Source organism: Streptomyces sp. CAI-85, from assembly GCF_013363615.1.
Taxonomy (GTDB): domain Bacteria; phylum Actinomycetota; class Actinomycetes; order Streptomycetales; family Streptomycetaceae; genus Streptomyces; species Streptomyces antibioticus_B.
Genome location: NZ_JAANNX010000004.1, coordinates 351,494 through 371,155, shown reverse-complemented (window position 1 = coordinate 371,155; position 19,662 = coordinate 351,494). Strand labels below are relative to the sequence as shown.

16 protein-coding genes are annotated in these 19,662 nt (G+C 74.0%); 7 read left to right on the top strand and 9 right to left on the bottom strand.

The annotated features are described in order from the left end of the window. Positions 1-341 precede the first annotated feature (341 nt). The gene (locus G6W55_RS08870; RefSeq protein WP_175520235.1) at positions 342-1,037 is read right to left on the bottom strand and encodes a DUF3000 domain-containing protein; all 696 of its coding nucleotides are present in this window, start codon (positions 1,035-1,037) and stop codon (positions 342-344) included. Between the two features lie 153 nt (positions 1,038-1,190). Here G6W55_RS08870 and hemE point away from each other — a divergent pair, with 153 nt between their 5' ends. The 4 genes from hemE to G6W55_RS08850 all read left to right on the top strand — a co-directional run bounded on the left by hemE (position 1,191) and on the right by G6W55_RS08850 (position 7,826). After that, complete coding sequence (hemE, locus tag G6W55_RS08865) at positions 1,191-2,258, top strand: uroporphyrinogen decarboxylase (protein WP_175520234.1); 1,068 nt, start codon at positions 1,191-1,193, stop codon at positions 2,256-2,258. A gap of 98 nt (positions 2,259-2,356) precedes the next feature. Next, complete coding sequence (locus tag G6W55_RS08860) at positions 2,357-4,108, top strand: trypsin-like peptidase domain-containing protein (protein WP_175520233.1); 1,752 nt, start codon at positions 2,357-2,359, stop codon at positions 4,106-4,108. Beyond that, a complete protein-coding gene (gene fxsT, locus G6W55_RS08855) occupies positions 4,105-6,498 on the top strand; it encodes an FxSxx-COOH system tetratricopeptide repeat protein (RefSeq protein ID WP_175520232.1) in 2,394 nt (797 codons plus the stop codon). The genes G6W55_RS08860 and fxsT overlap by 4 nt, the downstream gene beginning before the upstream one ends. A 50-nt stretch (positions 6,499-6,548) precedes the next feature. Next, a complete protein-coding gene (locus tag G6W55_RS08850) occupies positions 6,549-7,826 on the top strand; it encodes a P-loop NTPase fold protein (protein ID WP_175520231.1) in 1,278 nt (425 codons plus the stop codon). A gap of 15 nt (positions 7,827-7,841) precedes the next feature. On the opposite strand, the gene G6W55_RS08845 is transcribed toward G6W55_RS08850, so the two are convergent. Next, complete coding sequence (locus tag G6W55_RS08845; protein ID WP_175520230.1) at positions 7,842-8,654, bottom strand: rhomboid family intramembrane serine protease; 813 nt, start codon at positions 8,652-8,654, stop codon at positions 7,842-7,844. 136 nt (positions 8,655-8,790) lie between these two features. On the opposite strand from G6W55_RS08845, the gene G6W55_RS08840 reads away from it, so the two are divergent. Continuing rightward, the gene (locus G6W55_RS08840; protein WP_175520229.1) at positions 8,791-9,102 is read left to right on the top strand and encodes a hypothetical protein; all 312 of its coding nucleotides are present in this window, start codon (positions 8,791-8,793) and stop codon (positions 9,100-9,102) included. On the opposite strand, the gene G6W55_RS08835 is transcribed toward G6W55_RS08840, so the two are convergent. Beyond that, a complete protein-coding gene (locus G6W55_RS08835) occupies positions 9,099-10,475 on the bottom strand; it encodes an FAD-dependent oxidoreductase (RefSeq protein WP_175520228.1) in 1,377 nt (458 codons plus the stop codon). The genes G6W55_RS08840 and G6W55_RS08835 overlap by 4 nt on opposite strands. A 27-nt stretch (positions 10,476-10,502) precedes the next feature. Next, positions 10,503-11,423, bottom strand: a complete 921-nt coding sequence (locus G6W55_RS08830) for a DUF4349 domain-containing protein (RefSeq protein ID WP_175520227.1) — start codon at positions 11,421-11,423, stop codon at positions 10,503-10,505. 164 nt (positions 11,424-11,587) lie between these two features. Here G6W55_RS08830 and hemG point away from each other — a divergent pair, with 164 nt between their 5' ends. Then, the gene (gene hemG, locus G6W55_RS08825) at positions 11,588-13,045 is read left to right on the top strand and encodes a protoporphyrinogen oxidase (RefSeq protein ID WP_175520226.1); all 1,458 of its coding nucleotides are present in this window, start codon (positions 11,588-11,590) and stop codon (positions 13,043-13,045) included. Between the two features lie 4 nt (positions 13,046-13,049). Beyond that, positions 13,050-13,781 (top strand): hydrogen peroxide-dependent heme synthase, encoded by a 732-nt coding sequence (hemQ, locus tag G6W55_RS08820; protein ID WP_175520225.1) that lies wholly within the window; start codon positions 13,050-13,052, stop codon positions 13,779-13,781. Between the two features lie 52 nt (positions 13,782-13,833). Here hemQ and G6W55_RS08815 read toward each other — a convergent pair whose 3' ends face one another. From G6W55_RS08815 to G6W55_RS08795, 5 genes are all read right to left on the bottom strand, one after another. Next, positions 13,834-15,480 (bottom strand): alpha/beta hydrolase, encoded by a 1,647-nt coding sequence (locus G6W55_RS08815; protein ID WP_175520224.1) that lies wholly within the window; start codon positions 15,478-15,480, stop codon positions 13,834-13,836. 128 nt (positions 15,481-15,608) lie between these two features. Next, positions 15,609-16,424, bottom strand: coding sequence for a TIGR04222 domain-containing membrane protein (locus G6W55_RS08810; protein WP_175520223.1), 816 nt, complete (start codon positions 16,422-16,424; stop codon positions 15,609-15,611). Between the two features lie 91 nt (positions 16,425-16,515). Further along, complete coding sequence (locus tag G6W55_RS08805; protein ID WP_175520222.1) at positions 16,516-17,337, bottom strand: DUF4142 domain-containing protein; 822 nt, start codon at positions 17,335-17,337, stop codon at positions 16,516-16,518. A gap of 122 nt (positions 17,338-17,459) precedes the next feature. Then, on the bottom strand, positions 17,460-18,773 hold the full coding sequence (locus G6W55_RS08800) for a DUF692 domain-containing protein (RefSeq protein WP_175520221.1): 1,314 nt from the start codon (positions 18,771-18,773) through the stop codon (positions 17,460-17,462). 115 nt (positions 18,774-18,888) lie between these two features. Next, positions 18,889-19,605, bottom strand: coding sequence for an aminoacyl-tRNA hydrolase (locus tag G6W55_RS08795; protein ID WP_175520220.1), 717 nt, complete (start codon positions 19,603-19,605; stop codon positions 18,889-18,891). Between the last annotated feature and the right edge of the window lie 57 nt (positions 19,606-19,662).

Below are 19,662 nucleotides of genomic sequence, written 5' to 3'. Positions count from 1 at the left end.
CGGTAGGCGACCAGGCTTGCGGGCTGCTCGAGGAGAACGGACACCAGGCCTCCTGGGTGGGGGACGGGCCGGCTCGTGGGGGGCTTGTGGGGAGGAAGCCGGGACGAACCGTGCTTTCAAGGTCACAGTCGTCTTCGGCAGCGAACCCGGCGTCCTTTAGAAAATGATCACGATCTAGTGAGTAACAATCCGTGCAATTCGGACACGCGATCGATCATCCGAAGATCGAATCGGTTTGTCTGAGTGCATTACGGGATCGAAAGTGGCCGTATCGACAAAGAGATTGCCCATCGGGACGGCCGAACGGGTGGGAAGACCCACCCGAAACCCGAACGTGCCCCTCAGCGCGACTGCGGACCCCGCCGCTGCGGCAGCGTGACCACCGACGCGTCCCCCGGACCGGCCGGCGGCAGCCCCGCCACCTGCGCCAGCAGATCGCACCAGGACGCCAGATGCGCCCCCGTGTCCGGCACCCCGCCCAGCCCCTCGCGGGGCGTCCAGGACGCCCGGATCTCGATCTGCGAGGCCGCCGGCCGCTCGGCCAGCCCGCCGAAGTAGTGCGAACTGGCCCGGGTGACCGTGCCGCTCGGCTCGCCGTACGTCAGCCCGCGCGCCTGGAGCGCACCGGTCAGCCAGGACCAGCACACCTCCGGCAGCAGCGGGTCCGCCGCCATCTCCGGCTCCAGCTCGGCCCGGACCAGGGTCACCAGGCGGAACGTTCCGCGCCAGGCGTCGTGTCCGTCCGGATCGTGCAGCAGCACCAGCCTGCCGTCGGCCAGATCCTGGTCGCCGTCCACCACCGCCGCCTCCAGCGCGTACGCGAACGGGGCGAGCTTCTTCGGGGCCGGCGTGGGATCGATCTCGATCTGAGGCCGCAGCCGCGCCGCCCGCAGCGCGTCGACCGCCGCCCGGAAGGGCAGCGGCAGCGACCTGCTCCCGTCCCGGTCCGCTCCGTTCGCCCCCAGCCCCCCGTTCCCCCCGTTCGCCTCGTCCATCCCGCCAGCGCCGTCCGACAGTCGTCCCTGAGCCGCAGCCATGCGGGGAAGATTAAGGGGAACCGGGGCCTCGCGCAGGGCAAGACACCCGCGCGGCCACCTCGGACGGCTGCGCGCTGGGCGAACACGCGCACGGGCCCCGGGCGCTCCGGGGCCCGGCCGGACGGCCCCCGACGGCGTGGGAGACTTGCCGGCGTGAGCGCGAACGAGAGCCCCGCGGGCCGGCAGCCGACAGCGACCTACGACAGTGCCTTCCTCAAGGCGTGCAGGCGCGAGCCCGTGCCGCACACGCCCGTCTGGTTCATGCGGCAGGCCGGGCGCTCCCTGCCGGAGTACCGCAAGGTCCGCGAGGGCGTGGCGATGCTCGACTCCTGCATGCGGCCCGACCTGGTCACCGAGATCACCCTCCAGCCGGTCCGCCGGCACGGTGTGGACGCGGCGATCTACTTCAGCGACATCGTCGTCCCGCTCAAGGCGATCGGCATCGACCTCGACATCAAGCCCGGCGTCGGCCCGGTCGTCGAGCAGCCCGTCCGCACCCGCGCCGACCTGGCCCGGCTGCGCGACCTCACCCCCGAGGACGTCGCGTACGTCACCGAGGCCATCGGCATGCTCACCGACGAACTCGGGTCCACCCCGCTGATCGGCTTCGCCGGCGCGCCTTTCACCCTCGCGAGCTACCTCGTCGAGGGCGGCCCGTCCCGCACGTACGAGAACGCCAAGGCGATGATGTACGGCGACCCGCAGCTCTGGGCCGACCTGCTCGACCGTCTCGCCGACATCACCGCGGGCTTCCTGAAGGTGCAGATCGAGGCGGGCGCGAGCGCCGTCCAGCTCTTCGACTCCTGGGCCGGCGCCCTCGCCCCGGTGGACTACCGCCGCTCGGTGCTGCCCGCCTCCGCGAAGGTCTTCGACGCCGTCGCCGGCTACGGCGTCCCGCGCATCCACTTCGGCGTCGGCACCGGTGAGCTGCTCGGCCTGCTGGGCGAGGCCGGCGCGGACGTCGTCGGCGTCGACTGGCGCGTCCCGCTCGACGAGGCCGCCCGCCGGGTCGGCCCCGGCAAGGCGCTCCAGGGCAACCTCGACCCGACCGTCCTGTTCGCCGGCACCGAGGCCGTCGAGACCAAGGCCCGCGAGGTCCTGGAGTCGGCCGCCGGACTGGAGGGCCACGTCTTCAACCTCGGCCACGGAGTGATGCCGTCCACCGACCCGGACGCGCTGACCCGCCTCGTGGAGTACGTCCACACGCAGACCGTGGGCTAGGGCCTGGGCCTGGAACGACGGCCCCGTTCCGTCCGTTCGGCTGACGTGAGCGTCCCCCCGGCCCGATAATCGTCGGCGACGGCGAAACGGGGGGCGCGGTGGCGGGGGAGCTGGAGGGGGCGCTTCCCCGACGGGTCCAGATCCAGGGGCGTGGCGGGGGGCCGGCCGGGTCCGGGTTCCTGATCACCCCTTCCTACGTCCTGACCTGCGCCCACGTGGTGACTGTCGCGCTGGGCCTCGATCGGCACAGCGACGACGGGCCTCGCGCGTCGCTGCCCGTGACCTTGCTCGCCGCGGCGGACGAGCCTCCCGAGGAGGCCCGGGCGGAGGTGCTGCCCGGCTGCTGGCTGCCCCTGCGGGACTCCTCGGGGGACGCCGCGCTGCTGGCCCTTGACCGGACCGGGCGACTGCCCTCCCCCTTCCGGGCCGGTGTGGCCGAAGCCGGTCGGCAGGTCCGGCTCCTCACCCCCGACGGGGAGCTTCGGGCCGCCGTCCGCGAGGCGCCCGACCCCGGCGCTACGGACGACTGGGGCTGGCTCGACTTCGACGCGGCGCTGCCGCGCCCGGGCAGCAGCGGCAGCCCGCTGGTCGATGCCCAGGGGGCCGTGACCGGCATCCTGACCGCCCTTCAGGACACCCCGGGCGGGAAGCGTGGCCGGTTCCTGCCGCTCTCGGCGGCCCTGGACCGGATCCCCGGCCTGGCCCCGGCCGACGGCCTCGCCCTGCGGGAGCACGGTGAGCTGGTGGAGTCACTGGTGGCGGTGCCCGTGGTGCGGGACCCGTTCCTGTTCCCCCTGCTGGTGGACGAACTGCGGACGGGCCTGCCGCCCGGGACCGACCTCGGGTCGGACGCGGTCGTGTCCACCCGGGGCAGGGCGATGCACCTGGTGCGGCAGCTCGGGCGGGAACCGCGGAGCCTGCGCCTCCTGGTCGACGTACTGCGGGTGTACGACCCCGGCAGCGCGGAACTGGAGGCGTTCGCGGCCCTGGTGGACAAGCTCTCGGCGCCCTTGCTGCTGCCGGTCGGTGCGGTGGGGGGCCGGGAGGTCTGGGAGCGTACGGGATGGGAGGCCCTGCCCGTCACCGCGCCGGAGCCTGAGCGGCTGGTTCTCTCCTTCCACGTGGACTCGGCGCCCTGGCAGGAGGCGGCCTATCACCTGGTGTCCACGGTCACCCGGCCCGACGGCAGCACGCACGTGCTCCAGCCAGGAGCCTCGGTGCCCCGTGACCGGCTGCCGGAGCTGGTCCTGGACGTCGTGCGCCGGGTCGAGGCGCAGGAGACGGCAGCCGCCCCGCTGATCGAGTTCGTGCTGCCGTACTCCCTGCTGACGTTGCCCGTGGACCTCTTCCTCGACGCGACGGACCCCGTACCGTCGGCGCTCGGCTGGGACCACCCGGTCGTCGTGCGCCCCGCCGAACTGATGGACCGGCCCGGCGTGCGCCAACGCTGGCACCGGCGGTGGGACCGGCTCAAGGACACACCTCCCACGGCACGTGAGCCACGCTGGGTGGAGGGGGCCGGGGGCCGGGCCCTGGTGCTTGACGCCGTCGGGCTGATGTTTCCGCGCTCCACCGACCAGGTCGCCGTCGCCCTTCTCCAAGGCGTCCCCGTGCTCATCTGGGCACCGGACCCGCGGCCCGCGACCGAGGCCGCCCTCATGGAGCTGGCACGCACCGTCCCCCTGGAGCGGATCCCGGAGGCCGTCCGGTCCTGGCGGGCACGGCAGGCGGCGGAGTACAGCGGCGAGGGCCCTGTCCGGGTGACCCTCGTCTACGCGGACCCGGAACGGCCTCTGCCGTGGGCGCGGTTGGAGCTGCGAGACCCCGTGGGCGACGGCGGTGCCCCGTGACCCCGTCCGCCCTCCTGACCGCGCTCCGCCCCCTCGACGGCGGCCCGCGACTCACCCTCGACCTGGTCGTCGACGACGCGCCCTCGATGGAGCTGTGGACCCAGGCCGTCCGGGATCTCCGTACCGCCCTCGACCGGGCCCCCTTCGACGGCGTCCGTGTCCACACGATCGACAGCTCCGCCCCGGGCGAACTGCGGCTGGACACCGCCCCCGAGACCACCCCGGGACACCACGCACTGCTCGTGTTCAGCGACTGTGTGGGCCCCGCCTGGCAGGACGGCCGCGCCGTCGAGCTGCTCGAACGGCGGGGCCGTTCCTGTGCGACCGCCGTGCTGCATCCCCTGCCCCCGCCGCTGCGGCACCGCGCGGCCGTCCCGCTCGCCCCGTTCCGCTGGCGTGCGGCCCGCCCCGGCACCCCCACCGCCTGGCTGGAATGCCTGCTCCGGCCCGGCAGCCTGGAGGCGGCCGCCGGACTGCGCGCCGAGAGCGCGGTCCCGTTGCTGCCCCTGGACGACGAGGGCGCCGTCGAGGGCTGGGCCAGGCTCGTGGCCGATCCCACGAGCGGCTGGTACGACGGCGAGGGCATCCCCTCCGGCGCCGGAACCGGTGTCTGGGCGGACCTCGCACCGCCCGCCCCGAGCACCGAACCCGCCACCCTCATCCGGACGTTGGAGGATCTCGCCGGACCCGTGCCGGTGCGGCTCGCCGCGCTGCTCGCCGTGTCCCCGCTGGTCACCGTCGAGCTGCTGCGCGCCCTGCGCCGTGACCTGCTGCCGGGGGCCGACGGGACGGACGCAGCCGTCGCCGAGGTCTTCTACAGCGGTCTGCTGGTCCGCGCGCCCGAGCGTGACCGGGACGCCGGTGGACAGCGCGCCCACGTCCTGCGCGACGGAGCGGCCGGGCTGCTCACCGAGCGGCTGACCCGCTCCGACGCGGGCCGCGCGCTGGAACTGGCCGGGACGATCCTGCCCCCGGCCGTCTGGGCGCGCGGCGGTGCCCCGGTCCCGTCGGGCACGTCCGCGTGGCCCCCGCTGCGCGTACAGCGGGACGGCCCGCCCCTGACCGTCCGCGGCGTCGCGCCCCCGCGCAACCAGCACTTCGTGGGCCGGGAGGAACTCCTGCGCACGATCCGCGCGGCCCTGGTCCGCCCCGGCGGCGACGGACTCTGCGTGCTGCACGGTCTCGCCGGCGTCGGCAAGACCACGACCGCGCGCGAGTACGCCCACCGGTACCGCGACGACTACGACTTCGTCTGGTGGTGCCGGGCCGCGGACGACCAGAGTCTCGCCCTGTCCCTCGACCGGCTCGGCCAGGCCCTGTCCGTGCCGGGCCCGCGCGACGGCCGGGGTTCGGTGGACGCCGTGCTCGACCGGCTGCGCACCGGCCGCGTCGACCGCGGCTGGCTCCTGGTGCTGGACAACGCGGGCTCCCCGGAGAAGCTCTTCGAGTACCTGCCGCTCGACGCCGGGCACATCCTGGTCACCAGCCGCCACATCAGTTGGACCGAGCGGACCGAACACCCTTTACGCGTAGGGCCGTTGGACCGCGACGAGAGCCGGGCGCTGCTCCGCGACTCCGCGGACTGGCTCACCGACGAGCAGGCCGACGCGGTCGCGGGGCGCGCCGGGAACCTGCCGCCGCTGCTGATCCAGCTCGGCCGTTCGCTGGCCCAGCGCCGGCTGAGCGTGGCCGACCATCTGGAGGGCTTCGACCGGCTCTGCGCCGAACTGCTGCTGCGCGGCGGCCCCGCCGACTACGACGTCCGGCTCGCCGCCGTGTGGAAGCAGGCGGTGGCGGAGCTGGGCGAGACCGATCCGGCCGCCGCCGAACTGCTGCGGGTGCTGACCTGTCTGGGGACCGGCCCGGTCTCCTTCGAGCTGCTGTCCGCGGTCACCGGGCCGGGGCCGGACGACGCAGGACCGGACGGTGTGCTGCACGACAAGATCGGCCTCGATCTCGCCCTGCGCCGGCTCGCCGACGAGGCGCTGGCCGTCGTCGACCGCGATGTCGTCGAGACGCATCCGGCCCTGCACACCGTCATGCGGGCCACGGTGATGGGGCCCAACGAGCGCGCGGCGGCCGAGCGGTCCGCGCTGGCCCTGCTCACGGCCGCCCTCCCCAAGGACCCGATCGACCCCGCCGATCCCGCGGCCCGGGCCCGGATCGCCGAGATCGCCCACCGCCTCGATCTGTCGGCGGCACTGCGCGAGCCACCGGAGACCACCGGCGCGCTGGTCCTCGCCGTGATCGAACACCACGCCGCCGCGGGGGACACCGAGGTCGCCGCGCGGCAGGCCCGTGCCGCCCTCGCCGTCTGGTCCCGCTCCCTCGGCCCCGACGACCCCGCGCTCCTCGCCTTCCGCGCCCACGCCGAACGGGTGCCCGCCTGAACGAACCGACGCGTCTCCGCCCGCTCTCGCGCACGACCGAAGGAACCGTCTTGTACCTGCTGACCGACAACCCCGTCACCGAACCCGCCGACGACGCCTTCCACTTCGGGCCCTACGTCGACATACTGCACGCCGCCGTCGAACGGGCCGAGCCCCTGCCGCTCACCGTCGGCGTGTTCGGCTCCTGGGGCACCGGGAAGTCGAGTCTGCTGCGGTTGTGGGAGCACCGGCTGAAGGAGAAGAAGGTCTCCACCATCTGGTTCAACCCCTGGAAGTACGACCGCAAGGTGGAGGTGTGGGCGGCGCTGCTGCACACCATCCTGTCGGAGATGAAGACGGAGGAGGGGCTGAGCAAGAAGGCCCTGCGCCTCGCCAAGGCGGCCACCTGGCTCTCGGTGCGCGCCGGTCTGGGGACGGCCGCCTCGCTGGCCACCGGCGGGGTGGTCAAGAGCGGTGACGTCGACACGATGCTCACCGAACTCGCCGAGGGGGACGCCGAGCAGTACCGGCAGATCAACCGCTTCGAGAACGACTTCCGGGAGGCGGTGGAGGAGTTCGTCGGCACCGACGGGCGGCTGGTCGTCTTCGTGGACGACCTGGACCGCTGTACGCCGGAGTCGGCGATGACCGTCCTGGAGTCGCTGAAGCTGTTCCTCGGCGAGTCCCGGTGTGTGTTCGTCCTCGCCCTCGACCTGGACGTGCTGGCGGCCGTCGCCACCAACAAGTTCGGCGACGCGTTCAAGGACGCGCCCGCCGAGGTCGTGTCCGGCCTGGCCTACCTCGACAAGATCGTCCAACTGCCGTTCTTCCTGCCCGACGTCTCCTTCGACACCCTGCGTTCGGCGTTCGCGCCGCACGTCGTGCAACGGGGGGACGACGATGCCTTCTGGGAGCTGCTGCGGCGCGGGCTCGGCGCCAACCCGCGGCGTCTGAAGCGCTTCGTGAACGTCTTCAACATGGCCCTGGGGATCGCCGCCGCCCAGGCCGGATCCGCACAGGACCGGGCGTTCCGGCTCCAGTTGGCGGCGCTCCTGGTGATCCGCAGCCGGCACCGCGACTTCTTCCATCTGCTCGCGGCCGAGCCGACGTCCTGGGAGACCCTGGTCACCTACTTCCGGCGGGTCCAGGACGCACCCGACAGGCGCGGTGAGTACCGGATCGCCCTGCCGCCGGAGTTGGAACGCTTCGCCAACGACCGGACCTTGGAGGCGCTGCTCGCGTGGCGCGGCGGCCCCGTCGGGGTGCCGTCCGTGGAGACCGTCCGCTCGATGATCACCACGGTGCGCACCACGACCGGTCCGGACCGGATCGGCATCGACGAGTTGTGAGCGTCCGCGCCGCTCTCACCACGTGTGCCGGGGCCGTGCCCGTCTGCCGAACAGCAGGCCGCGCGGCTCCGGCGGCGGGGGCGTGCCCGCCTTGAGCGGCCAGGCGAGCAGCATGCCCGCGAGGAACCCGGTGATGTGTGCCGCGTAGGCCACGGTCCCGGCCTCGGAGACGCCCTCGCCGGAGGAGTACACGGCCTGGAGCACGAACCAGAAGCCCAGCACCAGCCAGGCCGGCAGCCGCAGCGGCAGGAAGACCAGGAACGGCACCAGCACCCACACCCGGGCCCTCGGATACAGCACCAGGTAGGCGCCCAGCACGCCCGCGATCGCGCCCGACGCCCCGATCAGCGGGTCGGTGGAGTCGGCGTTCAGCAGCGCGAAGCCGTACGACGCCGCGTAGCCGCAGACGACGTAGAACAGCGCGAAGCGGATGTGGCCCATGCGGTCCTCGATGTTGTTCCCGAAGATCAGCAGGAACAGCATGTTGCCCAGCAGGTGCAGCCAGCCGCCGTGCAGGAACATCGCGGTGAACACGCTGAACAGCGGGGACTTGTCGTAGTCCGGCGGGCCCAGCAGACAGCCGCCGGCGTGGGTGTCGCCGGTGGGGACCAGCCGGGGCAGCCGATGGTGGATCAGCTCGGTCGGCACGGCCGCGTACTGCTCCAGGAAGGCGTGCAGATGGCAGGTCTGGGCGAGCGTGCTGTCCCCGGCCACGGAACCGGACAGGCCGGGCATGAAGAAGAACACCAGGACGTTGGCGGCGATCAGCGCGTAGGTGACGACGGGGGTGCGGCGGACCGGGTTCACGTCATGGACGGGGATGACCACAAGGGACTACTGCCCCCGATCCGCCGGGTGAATCGGTGGGCGGACCGGTGAACACCGCTCTCGGACCGTGCGTATGAACCGGCAACGGCCGCGGCCCGGCGCAGGCGGCGCGCGGCGATGACGTGAGGATCAGGCGATGACCGACCGAGTTGCTCCCCCGATGCACGCCACGCCCGACGGCGAGGCGGAGATATCCCTGGTGATCCGGCTGCCCTGGGAGGACGTGGCCCGGCTCGGCCAGGAGGCCGGGCGGCTCGCCTCGCAGATGCAGCGGCCGGTGACGCTGGACGAGGCGGTGGCGCACCGGCTGCGCTCCCGGCCGGCGTCGGCCGCGCACGCCAAGCCGACGGAGTCGACGTCCACCTCGACGTCCACCTCCGGGTCTGGTTCCACCTCCTCCGTCACCGCCCCGGTCTCCACCCTGCCGCGGCTCAGCGGGACCGCCTAACCGGCGTCGCGGACCTTCGCCGCCGCCTTGCGCGCGGCCACCAGGACCGGGTCCCACACCGGGCTGAACGGCGGGGCGTAGCCCAGGTCCAGGGCCGTCATCTGCTCCACCGTCATCCCGGCCGTCAGGGCCACCGCCGCGATGTCCACCCGCTTGCCCGCGCCCTCGCGGCCGACGATCTGCACCCCGAGCAGCCGCCCGGTGCGGCGTTCGGCGAGCATCTTGACGGTCATGGGGGAGGAGCCGGGGTAGTAGCCGGCGCGGCTGGTCGACTCGATGGTGACCGTCTCGTACCGGAGGCCCGCCCGGTGCGCGTCCTTCTCGCGCAGCCCGGTGCGGGCGATCTCCAGGTCGCACACCTTGCTGACGGCCGTGCCGACGACGCCCGGGAAGGTGGCGTAGCCGCCGCCCGCGTTGGTGCCGATGACCTGGCCGTGCTTGTTGGCGTGGGTGCCCAGCGGCACATGGCGTTCCTGCCCCGAGACCAGGTCGAGGACCTCCACGCAGTCGCCGCCCGCCCAGATGTCGGTGTGTCCGCGCACCCGCATCCCCAGGTCGGTGAGGAGACCGCCGTGCGCGCCCAGGGGCAGTCCGGCCGCCTCGGCCAGCGAGGTCTCCGGGCGGACCCCGATGCCGAGGACCACCACGTCCGCCGGGTACTCGGCGGCGTCGGTGACCACCGCCCGCACCCGGCCGTCGTCGCCGGTGCGCACGCCCGTGACCTCGGCGTCGTTCACCATGGTGATGCCGAGGCCCTCCATGGCCCGGTGCACCAGCCGGCCCATGTCCGGGTCGAGCGTCGCCATCGGCTCGCTGCCCCGGTTGACGACCGTCACCTCGAAGCCGCGGTCGATGAGCGCCTCGGCCATCTCCACGCCGATGTAGCCGGCGCCGACGACCACGGCCCGCCGCCCCCGCGCGCGGGCCAGCGAGTCGATCAGCTCCTGCCCGTCACCGAGGGTCTGCACCCCGTGCACACCCGCCGCGTCCGCCCCGGGCATCTCCGGCCGGATCGGCCGCGCCCCGGTCGCGACGACGAGTTTGTCGTACGACGTCCAGGACTCCGCCCCGGAATCGAGGTCACGCGCGTGTACGCGCCGCCCGGCCACGTCGATCCGGGTGACCTCGGTGCGCAGCCGCAGCCCGATCCCGCGGGCCCGGTGCTCCTCCGGCGTCCGGGCGATCAGCGCGTCCCGGTCCGGGACGGCCCCGCCGACCCAGTACGGGATGCCGCACGCCGAGTACGAGGTGAAGCCGCCGCGTTCGAACGCCACGATCTCCAGTTCCCCGGGCCCCTTGAGGCGGCGGGCCTGGGACGCCGCGGACATGCCCGCGGCGTCCCCGCCGATCACGACCAGTCGTTCCATGCTCATACGAACACGCTACGGGGGCCCGGCACTTCAGTCCTGCCCGGGCTCGCCCGCCGGGGCCGTCCGGCGGCGCCCCCGCCGCAGCCGCAGCCACCCCGCGACGAGCAGCGCGGCCACCACGAGGAACGGCAGCACCGCGCCGAACGCGACGGCGATCCAGCGCAGCATCGTCAGGAACGCGTCCCAGCCGCCCGCGAGCGCGTCCACGAACCCCGGGTCGTCGTCCCCGGCGGTCTCCTCGACCGGCTTCTCCCGCAGGTTAAGGGTGACGGTCGCCAGGCTGGTGCGGTCCTTCAGGGACGCCTGCTGGGCGAGCAGCGCCTCCAGATCGGACTCCCGGCGGCTCAACTCGCCCTCCAGGGTGACCACGTCGCTCAGCTTGGTGGCCTGGTCCATCAGCTCCCGGACCCGGGCGACGCTGGCCTGCTGCGTCTTGATCCGGCTCTCCACGTCGACGACCTGATCGGTGACGTCCTGCGCCTTCGCCGTGCGCTCCAGCAGCTTGCCCGCGCCCTGGAGGTCGGCGAGGACGTCGTCGTAGCGCGCCACCGGCACCCGCAGGACGAGCCGGGTGCGCTCGGCGCCGTCCTCGTCGCGGGTGGTGGACTCGTCACCGACGTAACCGCCCGCGTTCTCGGTGGTCGTACGGGCCTCGTCGAGGGCGTCGGTCACATCCTTGACCTGCACCGTCAGCGACGCGGTGCGGATGATGCGGTTCGGGGTGACCTTCGGCGCCGACGTGGCCTGCGAACCGCTGTCGCCCGCGCCCTGCTTGGCGTCCTCCTGGACGGCGCCCGCCTGTGCCTCGGACCGGGCGTCGGGCACGGCCGCCTTGTCGGCGCCGGAGTCGCCCGAGCCGGACCCGGCACCGCACCCGGTGAGCGCGAGGCCCGCCGCCAGCAGGACACCGGCCAACGCCTGGGCCGGTCGTACGGAACGTCGTGTGCGCATGTCTGCGAACCCCCCGAGGGTCGTGTCGGCTGCTTTCTCGACACTTCGACGCCGTACGCGCCCCGGATGTTCGGCGGCGACGGTTCCGAACAGATCACGGTCGGGACGCGAAGGGGCCACAAGGCCCTGGCGGCGCTGTCGGTGGGGTCTGAGAGAGTGGGGACATGAGCGCAACGGGCACGGACACGCGGCGGCACGTGGTCGTCGTCGGAGCGGGGATCGCCGGGCTGGCCGCGGCCCACCGGCTGCTGGAGCGCGGCGCGCGGGTGACGGTCCTGGAGGCGTCCGGCCGGGTCGGCGGCAAGCTGCTGCCCGGCGAGATCGCCGGTGTCCGGGTCGACCTGGGCGCCGAGTCGATGCTGGCCCGCCGCCCCGAGGCGGTCGGCCTCGCGCGCGATGTGGGCCTCGGCGACCGGCTGACCCCGCCCGCCACCGCGACGGCCTCGCTGTGGACCCGCGGCGCCCTGCGCCCCATGCCCAAGGGCCATGTCATGGGCGTCCCCGGCACGGCGGCCGCGCTGAGCGGCGTGCTCTCCGACGAGGGGCTCGCCCGCATCGAACGCGACGCCGACCTGCCCCCCACCGAGACCGGCGAGGACGTCGCCGTCGGCGAGTACGTGGCGGCGCGCCTGGGCCGCGAGGTCGTCGACCGCCTGGTCGAACCGCTCCTCGGCGGCGTCTACGCGGGCGACGCCTACCGCATCTCGATGCGCTCGGCCGTCCCGCAGCTCTTCGAGGCCGCGCGCGGCCACACCTCGCTCACCGAGGCGGTCCGCTCCCTCCAGGCCAAGGCCGCCGGGAGCGGGCAGTCCGGCCCGGTGTTCATGGGCGTCGAGGGCGGCGTGGGCTCCCTGCCGCTCGCCGTCGCCGACTCCGTCCGCGCGCGCGGCGGGGAGATCCACACGCGGGCGCCCGTCGAGGAGCTGCGCCGCGAGGCCGCGGGCGGCTGGCGCGTGCGGGCCGGGGAGCGCCTGCTGCACGCGGACGCCGTGGTCGTCGCCGCCCCCGCACCCGTCGCCGCCCGGCTGCTCGCCCCCGAGTCCCCGGCCGCCGCGGCCGACCTGGCCGCCGTCGAGTACGCCTCCATGGCCCTGATCACCCTCGCCTACCGCCGCGCCGACACCGCGCTGCCGGCCGGCAGCGGCTTCCTCGTCCCGCCGGTCGACGGCCGCACCGTCAAGGCGTCCACCTTCGCCTCCCAGAAGTGGGGCTGGATCGCCGACGAGAACCCCGGCGTCGTCGTCCTGCGCACCTCCGTGGGCCGGTACGGCGAGACGGAGATCCTCCGGCGCACCGACGCCGAACTGACCGACGTCTCCCGGCACGACCTGCGCGCCGCCACCGGCCTGGACGCCACCCCGCTGGAGACCCGCGTCACCCGCTGGACGGACGGCCTGCCCCAGTACCCGGTCGGCCACCACGCGCGCGTGGCCCGCATCCGCGAGCACATCGCCAAGCTCCCGGGCCTCGCCGTCTGCGGAGCGCCCTACGACGGCGTCGGCATCCCGGCCTGCATCGCGAGCGCCTACGCGGCCGTCGACCAGCTCGACGGCGACCAGAGCGCAGCCCGGGAGCTGACCGCGCACCCGGTGCAGAGCCTGCACGGCGGAGCGGGAGAATAGGGCCATGAGTGACGACGCCCCCACCACCGAGCCGGCCCGTATCCCGAACAAGGGCAAGCTGGCCAAGGACCTCAACGAGGTCATCCGCTACACGCTGTGGTCCGTCTTCAAGCTGAAGGACGCGCTCCCCGAGGACCGCGCGGGCTACGCCGACGAGGTCCAGGAGCTGTTCGACCAGCTCGCCGCCAAGGACGTGACGATCCGCGGCACCTACGACGTGTCCGGACTGCGCGCCGACGCCGACGTCATGATCTGGTGGCACGCGGAGACCAGCGACCAGCTCCAGGAGGCGTACAACCTCTTCCGCCGCACCAGGCTGGGCCGCGCTCTCGTACCGGTGTGGTCGAACATGGCGCTGCACCGCCCCGCCGAGTTCAACCGCTCGCACATCCCGGCGTTCCTCGCCGACGAGACGCCCCGCGACTACGTGAGCGTGTACCCGTTCGTACGCTCCTACGACTGGTACCTGCTGCCCGACGAGGACCGCCGCCGGATGCTCGCCGACCACGGCAAGATGGCCCGCGGCTACCCGGACGTCCGCGCCAACACGGTCGCGTCGTTCTCGCTGGGCGACTACGAGTGGATCCTGGCGTTCGAGGCCGACGAGCTGTACCGCATCGTCGACCTCATGCGCCATCTGCGGGCCTCCGAGGCCCGGCTGCACGTCCGCGAGGAGGTCCCGTTCTACACGGGCCGCCGCAAGGACGTCGCCGAGCTGGTCGCGGGCCTCGCCTGATCAGACCGCGCGCCTGATCGGGCGGCCCGCCTGATCAGACGGCCCGCCTGATTCAGACCGCCGGACGCAGGACCCTGGTCCGGGACTTCTCGGTCTCCGTCGCCTCCACGGCCGGGTCCGTCGGCCGCGGCTCCTGGTGCGGTGCGCAGGCCGCGCGTCGCACCGGCAGCCGTCCCTCCAGCAGATACGCGTCGAGGTGGGCGTTGACGCAGGCGTTCGGCCCGCCCGCGATGCCGTGGGTGCCCGAGTCCCGCTCGGTCACCAGCACCGAGCCGGTCAGCCGCCGGTGCATCTCCAGCGCCCCGTCGTAGGGGGCGGCCGCGTCCCGCTCGGCGGCCAGGATCAGCGTCGGCGGCAGCTCGCCGGGGCCGGTCCGTACGTCCAGCGGCCGCTGCCGGGCGGCCGGCCAGTACGCGCACGGCAGGTTCGCCCACACGTTGTCCCAGGTCTCGAACGGCGCCACCCGCGCGAGCCGCGTGTTGTCCCGGTCCCAGGTCCTGAAGTCGGTCGGCCAGGGCGCGTCGTTGCACTCCACCGCCGTGTACACCGCCGAGGCGTTCTCCGCCTCCACAGCGGCCTCCGTGATCGGACCGGCCTGCGCGATCAGCTCCTCGGGGTCGCCCTTCAGATACTCCGAGAGCGCCCGCGCGCGGTGCGGCCAGAAGTCGTCGTAGTACCCGGCCTGGAGGAACGCGCTCTGGAGCTGGCCGGGACCGACGGTGCCGCCGGCCGGCTGCGCGGCCAGCCGGGCCCGCGCCCGCTCGTAGCTGCGCAGCACCGCCTGTTCCGTCCGCCCGAGCCCGTACACCTCGTCGTGCCGGGCGATCCACTCGCGGAAGTCGGTCCAGCGGCTCTCGAACGCCATCGACTGGTCGAGGTTGTTGCGGTACCAGATCTTCTCCGGCGCCGGGTTCACCGCCGCGTCGAACACCATCCGCCGCACGTGCGAGGGGAACAGCGTCGCGTACAGGGCCCCGAAGTAGGTGCCGTACGAGGAGCCCATGAACGTCAGCTTCTCCTCGCCCAGCGCGGCCCGCAGCACGTCCAGGTCGCGGGCGTTGTTCAGCGAGTTGTAGTGCGGCAGGGCGCTGCCCGCGCGCTTGGCGCAGCCGCGCGCGTACGCCTTCGCCCGCGCGACGCGTTCCCGCTTGTACGACTCCGAGGGGTGCACCGGGGCGGGCGAGGGCCCCTTGAAGAAGCCCTTGGGGTCCTGGCAGGACAGGGGCGCCGAGCGTCCGACGCCGCGCGGGTCGTAGCCGACGAGGTCGTAGGCGGCGCCGATCCGCTTCCACTCGGGCAGCAGGCCGATCAGGGGGAAGTACAGTCCGGAGCCGCCCGGGCCGCCGGGGTTGAAGACCAGCGCGCCCTGCCGGGGCACCCGGCGCTTGCTGTTGCCCGGGTCGGTGTGGGTGGCCCGCACCCGGCTGACCGTCAGCTTGATCTGCTTGCCGCCGGGCTTGGCGTAGTCGAGCGGGACGGTGACGGTGCCGCACTGCATCGAGCCCGGCAGGTCCTGCGCGTCCGGGCAGGCGCCGAAGGTCACGCCCTCCTCGGCGGCCCGCGCGGCGGCGAGCGCGACACCGGCGGGGGCGCCGGCGGCCGCCGTACCGCTGGTGTCGGGGACGCCGCCCGCGGGGGCGGCGGAGAGGGCGGTCAGGAGCAGGGCTCCGGTGGCCGAACAGAGGGCGGCGGCTCTCATACGAGTCCCTTCGATGCGCGGTGCCACACGGCGGTGCGACAAAAGGGATGTTTGGTTCGGGTCAGGGGGAAGGCAAGCACCGTCCCCGGGTGTCGGCGGCAATGCCCCCTGCGAGGGACGGGAGAGCCTCAGTCGCGGGGGAACGGCTCGCGGTGTCCGAAGGCGGCGCGCAGATGCGGCTCGGCCGCCCGTATGCCCAGTACGGCGACGGAGGTCAGATACGCCCGTTCGTCCGCCGCGCTCCCCGCGTGGTCGGTGCCGGTGTGGTGTGCTCGCCGGGCCAGCGTGCCCAGCAGTCGCTGACCGGCCGGGGAGGCCCAGCGGGCGCCCGGCGGCACCTCGACCCGGGCGATCGCCAGACAGCCCAGGGTCAGCGCCAGCGGCAGCGCGAACCAGAGGGCGACATGCCAGCGCGGCATGCCGGTCGCGCCCGGCATCGACAGCGCCACCACGGCCAGCGCCAGGACCAGCAGGGCGGCGCCCCGCACGTGCCGTATCCCGGTGCTGACCGTCGTACGGGGACCGTCCGGTACGGCGAGGCCCGCACGCACCAGCCGGTCGGCGAGGGAGCGCACCGCGTCCGCGGCCGCCGTCGCGGCCCGCACCGGCGCTATCCGGGACTGGCCCTGCGGGCCGATGGCCCCGATGACGGACCGTTCCATCTCGTCCTGCCCGTGCGGGTCCACCACGGTCGCCCAGCCGGTGTGGGCGAGCAGCAGCCGGCGCTGACGGGCCATCGAGACCAGGGTCAGCTCGGCGACCCTGCCGGGGCCGCCGGACAGGAACGCCGCCTCGTAGAGCGTCAGATCGTGTGCGTTGCGGGGGTGGCGGTCCGGGTCCGTGTCCCGGCCGACGGCCGCCGCGCGGACGGCGGCCAGACACAGCCGGGCGCACGCCGCACCGGCGGCGACCCATGCCAACACCAGGAGAAGGACCCAGAACATGCCGTTTTTCTATGCCGTCACCCGCGCCCGCCGCCACACCGTTTTCACCATCCGGACACGGCGTCGCGGATATGTGACGTTCCCGGTGGATTCAGGAGGACGGCGGGCCCGTCGCGGCGGGCGGCAGGGGGTAGCTCGGGGCCGGGTCCGGGTCCGTCGGGTTCGGGTCCGGGTCCGGCGGCGGGGACAGTGGGACGACCGTGCCGGGATCGCCGGTGAGGCCGGGCGGGGCGGTGGAGCGGGTGGACGACGGTGGGCCGCCCGTCGCCAACTCCCGGGCCAGGGCGTCGTAGTCGACGAGCCCGGTGGCCTCCAGGACCCGGATGTGGTCCAGCACGGTGGAGTTGGCGTCGTCGGCGAGGGCGCGGACCAGCGAGTTGCGGGTGCCCGCCCGCACCTGCGCCACCAGGGAGAACACCCGTCCGTGGGCGACCCGCAGGGTGTTGGCGAACGTCCAGTCGAACGCCCGGCCCCGCGCCGCGTCCAGCTCCGCCAGCCAGGTCCGCTGCTGCTCGTCGGGCTCGTTCGGCAGCGGGAGGCCCAGTTTCGCCGCCACGTCCCGGGCCCGCTCGTCCAGGAAGGTGTGCCCCTCCACCAGGTGCCGGCCCGCCGTCCGTACGGCGTCCGTGGTGCCCTTCTCCTCGGCCTGGACGCCGGCGGGCAGCTCCCACAGCCCGGCCAGCCGCACCTTGGTGACGAACTCCTGGTCCAGCGCGGAGAGCGGCCCGTAGGGGGTCACCACGCTCTGCGCGTTCAGCACGTCCACGCCGCCGTCGGACCCGTCCTCGTCGGACCGGCCCAGGTAGGACAGGACGGGGAGGAGCAGTGCCACGAGGGTCGCGGCCAGGCACACGAAGACGAGACCGGTACCGCTGATGATGCCTCGGCCCTGGACCGGGGGACGGGGTCGCATGGTGCCTCCTGTGCACGGCACCGCACGCTCGGCTCGATCGGGTGCGGGACGGCGTAGTTTACTGCGCCCTTTCCGGAAACCGCCGAACGGGTGAAAGCTGCCCCGATTCGACCCTCACGCCCTCACCGCCCGGTCAGCGAGCGTCCCACCCGGGCCAGCCGTGAACGGGACCGCGGGGCGGGGCCCGAGCGGTCCAGCCACCAGCGCCGCAGCTCCCGCCGGGACCGTCCCTCGGCGGGGCTCCCGCCGAGCAGGACGTGCTCGGCGAAGTCCAGGGCGTCCTGCCGGTATCCGCCGCGCATCGGGTGGCCCTGGGCGTAGGCCAGGAACGCCGGGCGGTAACCGGTGCCCAGGATCCCGGGGAGTTCCGGAGCCACCTTGGCCACCACGTCCGCCCGCTTCGCCGCCAGGGACCGCGCCTGGACGCCGAGCCGGACCCGGTCGAAGCCCTCCGGCGCCGGGGTCCCCGCGACGAGCGCGGACAGCAGCGCGGCCTGGGCGAGCCCGAGGCGCTGCCGGGCCGCGTCACCGGCGGCGGGCACGTCGACCTGCGCTGTCTCCCCGACCGCTTCCCCGACCGGCTCCCCGACTGGCTCCCCGACCAGCTCCCCGGCCATCTCCTTGATCGCGTCCTTGATCGCGTCCAACTCCCGCTCCAGCTCGCCCGGTTCGGGGAAGTTCTCGTCGCGCTCCAGGAGCACGCCCGGCGGGGACACCCGGGAGGCGAGGTCGGCCAGGATGTCGAGGACCGGGCGGGGCACCGGGTGGGCGTGGCTGTCGTGCCAGACGCCGTCCCGCTCGAAGCCGCCCGCGACATGGACGTACGCGATGGCCTCCAGCGGCAGTTCGGCGAGCGCCTTGGCGGGGTCCTCGCCGCGGTTGACGTGGTTGGTGTGCAGGTTCGCGACGTCGATCAGCAGCCGTACGCCGGTCCGGTCCGCCAGTTCGTAGAGGAACTGCCCCTCCGTCATCTCCTCGCCCGGCCAGGAGATGAGCGCGGCGATGTTCTCGACGGCGAGCGGGACGGGCAGCGCGTCCTGCGCGATGCGCACGTTCTCGCAGAGCACGTCGAGGGCGTCACGGGTGCGCGGGACCGGCAGCAGATGCCCGGCCTCCAGACGGGCGGTGGTGGTCAGCGGGCCGCCCGCGCGGACGAACGCGATGTGCTCGGTGACCAGCGGCGAGCCCAGCGCCTCGGCCCGTTCGGCGAGCGCGGCCAGCCGTCCGGCGTCGGGCCGGTCGGCGCCGCCGAGGCCCAGCGAGACGCCGTGCGGGACGACGGTGACCCCGCGGTCGAGCAGCCGTCGCAGGGAGTCGGGGAGGTGTCCGGGGCAGGTGTTCTCCGCCACGACCTCGACCCAGTCGATGCCCGGCATCCGCTCCACGGCGTCCGCGATCTCCGGCCGCCAGCCGATGCCCGTGCCCAGTCGTGCCATGGCCCCCGCCTCCTTCGTGCCGTGCCCCCTCGGTGGTGACGGGGGTATGGCCCCGCTGAGTTCCCCCGAACCGTCGGTGCCCCGCCTTCAGAGGAACATTTGAGGTTGGCCGGTCTCAGCGCAGCGCCGGATGGTCGGCGACCACGGTGGCGCTGCCGGGCGCGATCTCGGTGAATCCGGCGTCCCTGACCACCGGAAGCCCGCTCGCGGTCAGCTCACTCCACAGCCCGGCCGTCGCGGTCCGCACGGCCAGCGGGAACCCGGCCTCGCGCCAGGCGTTCCGCTCCCCCTCCGACAGCTCCCACGAGGCGAGCTGGGCACCGTGCCCGGCCTGGGCCATCGCCTTGCCGGCGGACATGGCGAGACCGGGGTTGAACCAGATCACCGGCGTCCCCGGAGCGGCGTCCCCCGGCGGCTCCGGGTCGTCGAGGTCGGTGCCGGAGACCTGGAGCCGGGCCAGATCCTTGGGCCAGCCGTCCAGCGGGACGGGCGGGAAGACCCGCACCTCCGCGGACTTGCCGGTGAGCGTGATGCCGGGCAGCGCCTCGGCCCGCCGCCACTCCGCACCGCGCGCCCGCCGCACCACCTTGCGGATCCGGGCGTCCTGCCAGTCCCGCACGGCCCGCGCCCACTCGCCCTCGCCGCGCGCCCGCTCGTCGGCCAGCAGCGTCAGCACCGCCCGCGCGGCCGTCTCCAACGCGTCCGTCCGCGCCGGCGGCCCACCCCGCTCGATCCGCACCACCAACGGCAGCACGAACTGCGGACCCTCGTCCCGCACGGACCGCTCGGACCGAAAAGGACTGTCACCGGGAACGCCCGCATCACTCGCCACGTCCTCCAGTCTGCCAGCCCCAAGATCCGCGCCCGAAGCGGCCGGGAACGAGCGGAA

Coding starts and splice junctions, on each gene's coding strand:
- G6W55_RS08810 (WP_175520223.1), bottom strand. CDS start 16,424: ATGTTCTGGGTCCTTCTCCTGGTGTTGGCATGGGTCGCCGCCGGTGCG.
- G6W55_RS08835 (WP_175520228.1), bottom strand. CDS start 10,475: ATGAGCATGGAACGACTGGTCGTGATCGGCGGGGACGCCGCGGGCATG.
- G6W55_RS08870 (WP_175520235.1), bottom strand. CDS start 1,037: ATGGCTGCGGCTCAGGGACGACTGTCGGACGGCGCTGGCGGGATGGAC.
- G6W55_RS08805 (WP_175520222.1), bottom strand. CDS start 17,337: ATGCGACCCCGTCCCCCGGTCCAGGGCCGAGGCATCATCAGCGGTACC.
- hemG (WP_175520226.1), top strand. CDS start 11,588: ATGAGCGCAACGGGCACGGACACGCGGCGGCACGTGGTCGTCGTCGGA.
- G6W55_RS08815 (WP_175520224.1), bottom strand. CDS start 15,480: ATGAGAGCCGCCGCCCTCTGTTCGGCCACCGGAGCCCTGCTCCTGACC.
- G6W55_RS08840 (WP_175520229.1), top strand. CDS start 8,791: ATGACCGACCGAGTTGCTCCCCCGATGCACGCCACGCCCGACGGCGAG.
- G6W55_RS08830 (WP_175520227.1), bottom strand. CDS start 11,423: ATGCGCACACGACGTTCCGTACGACCGGCCCAGGCGTTGGCCGGTGTC.
- G6W55_RS08800 (WP_175520221.1), bottom strand. CDS start 18,773: ATGGCACGACTGGGCACGGGCATCGGCTGGCGGCCGGAGATCGCGGAC.
- hemQ (WP_175520225.1), top strand. CDS start 13,050: ATGAGTGACGACGCCCCCACCACCGAGCCGGCCCGTATCCCGAACAAG.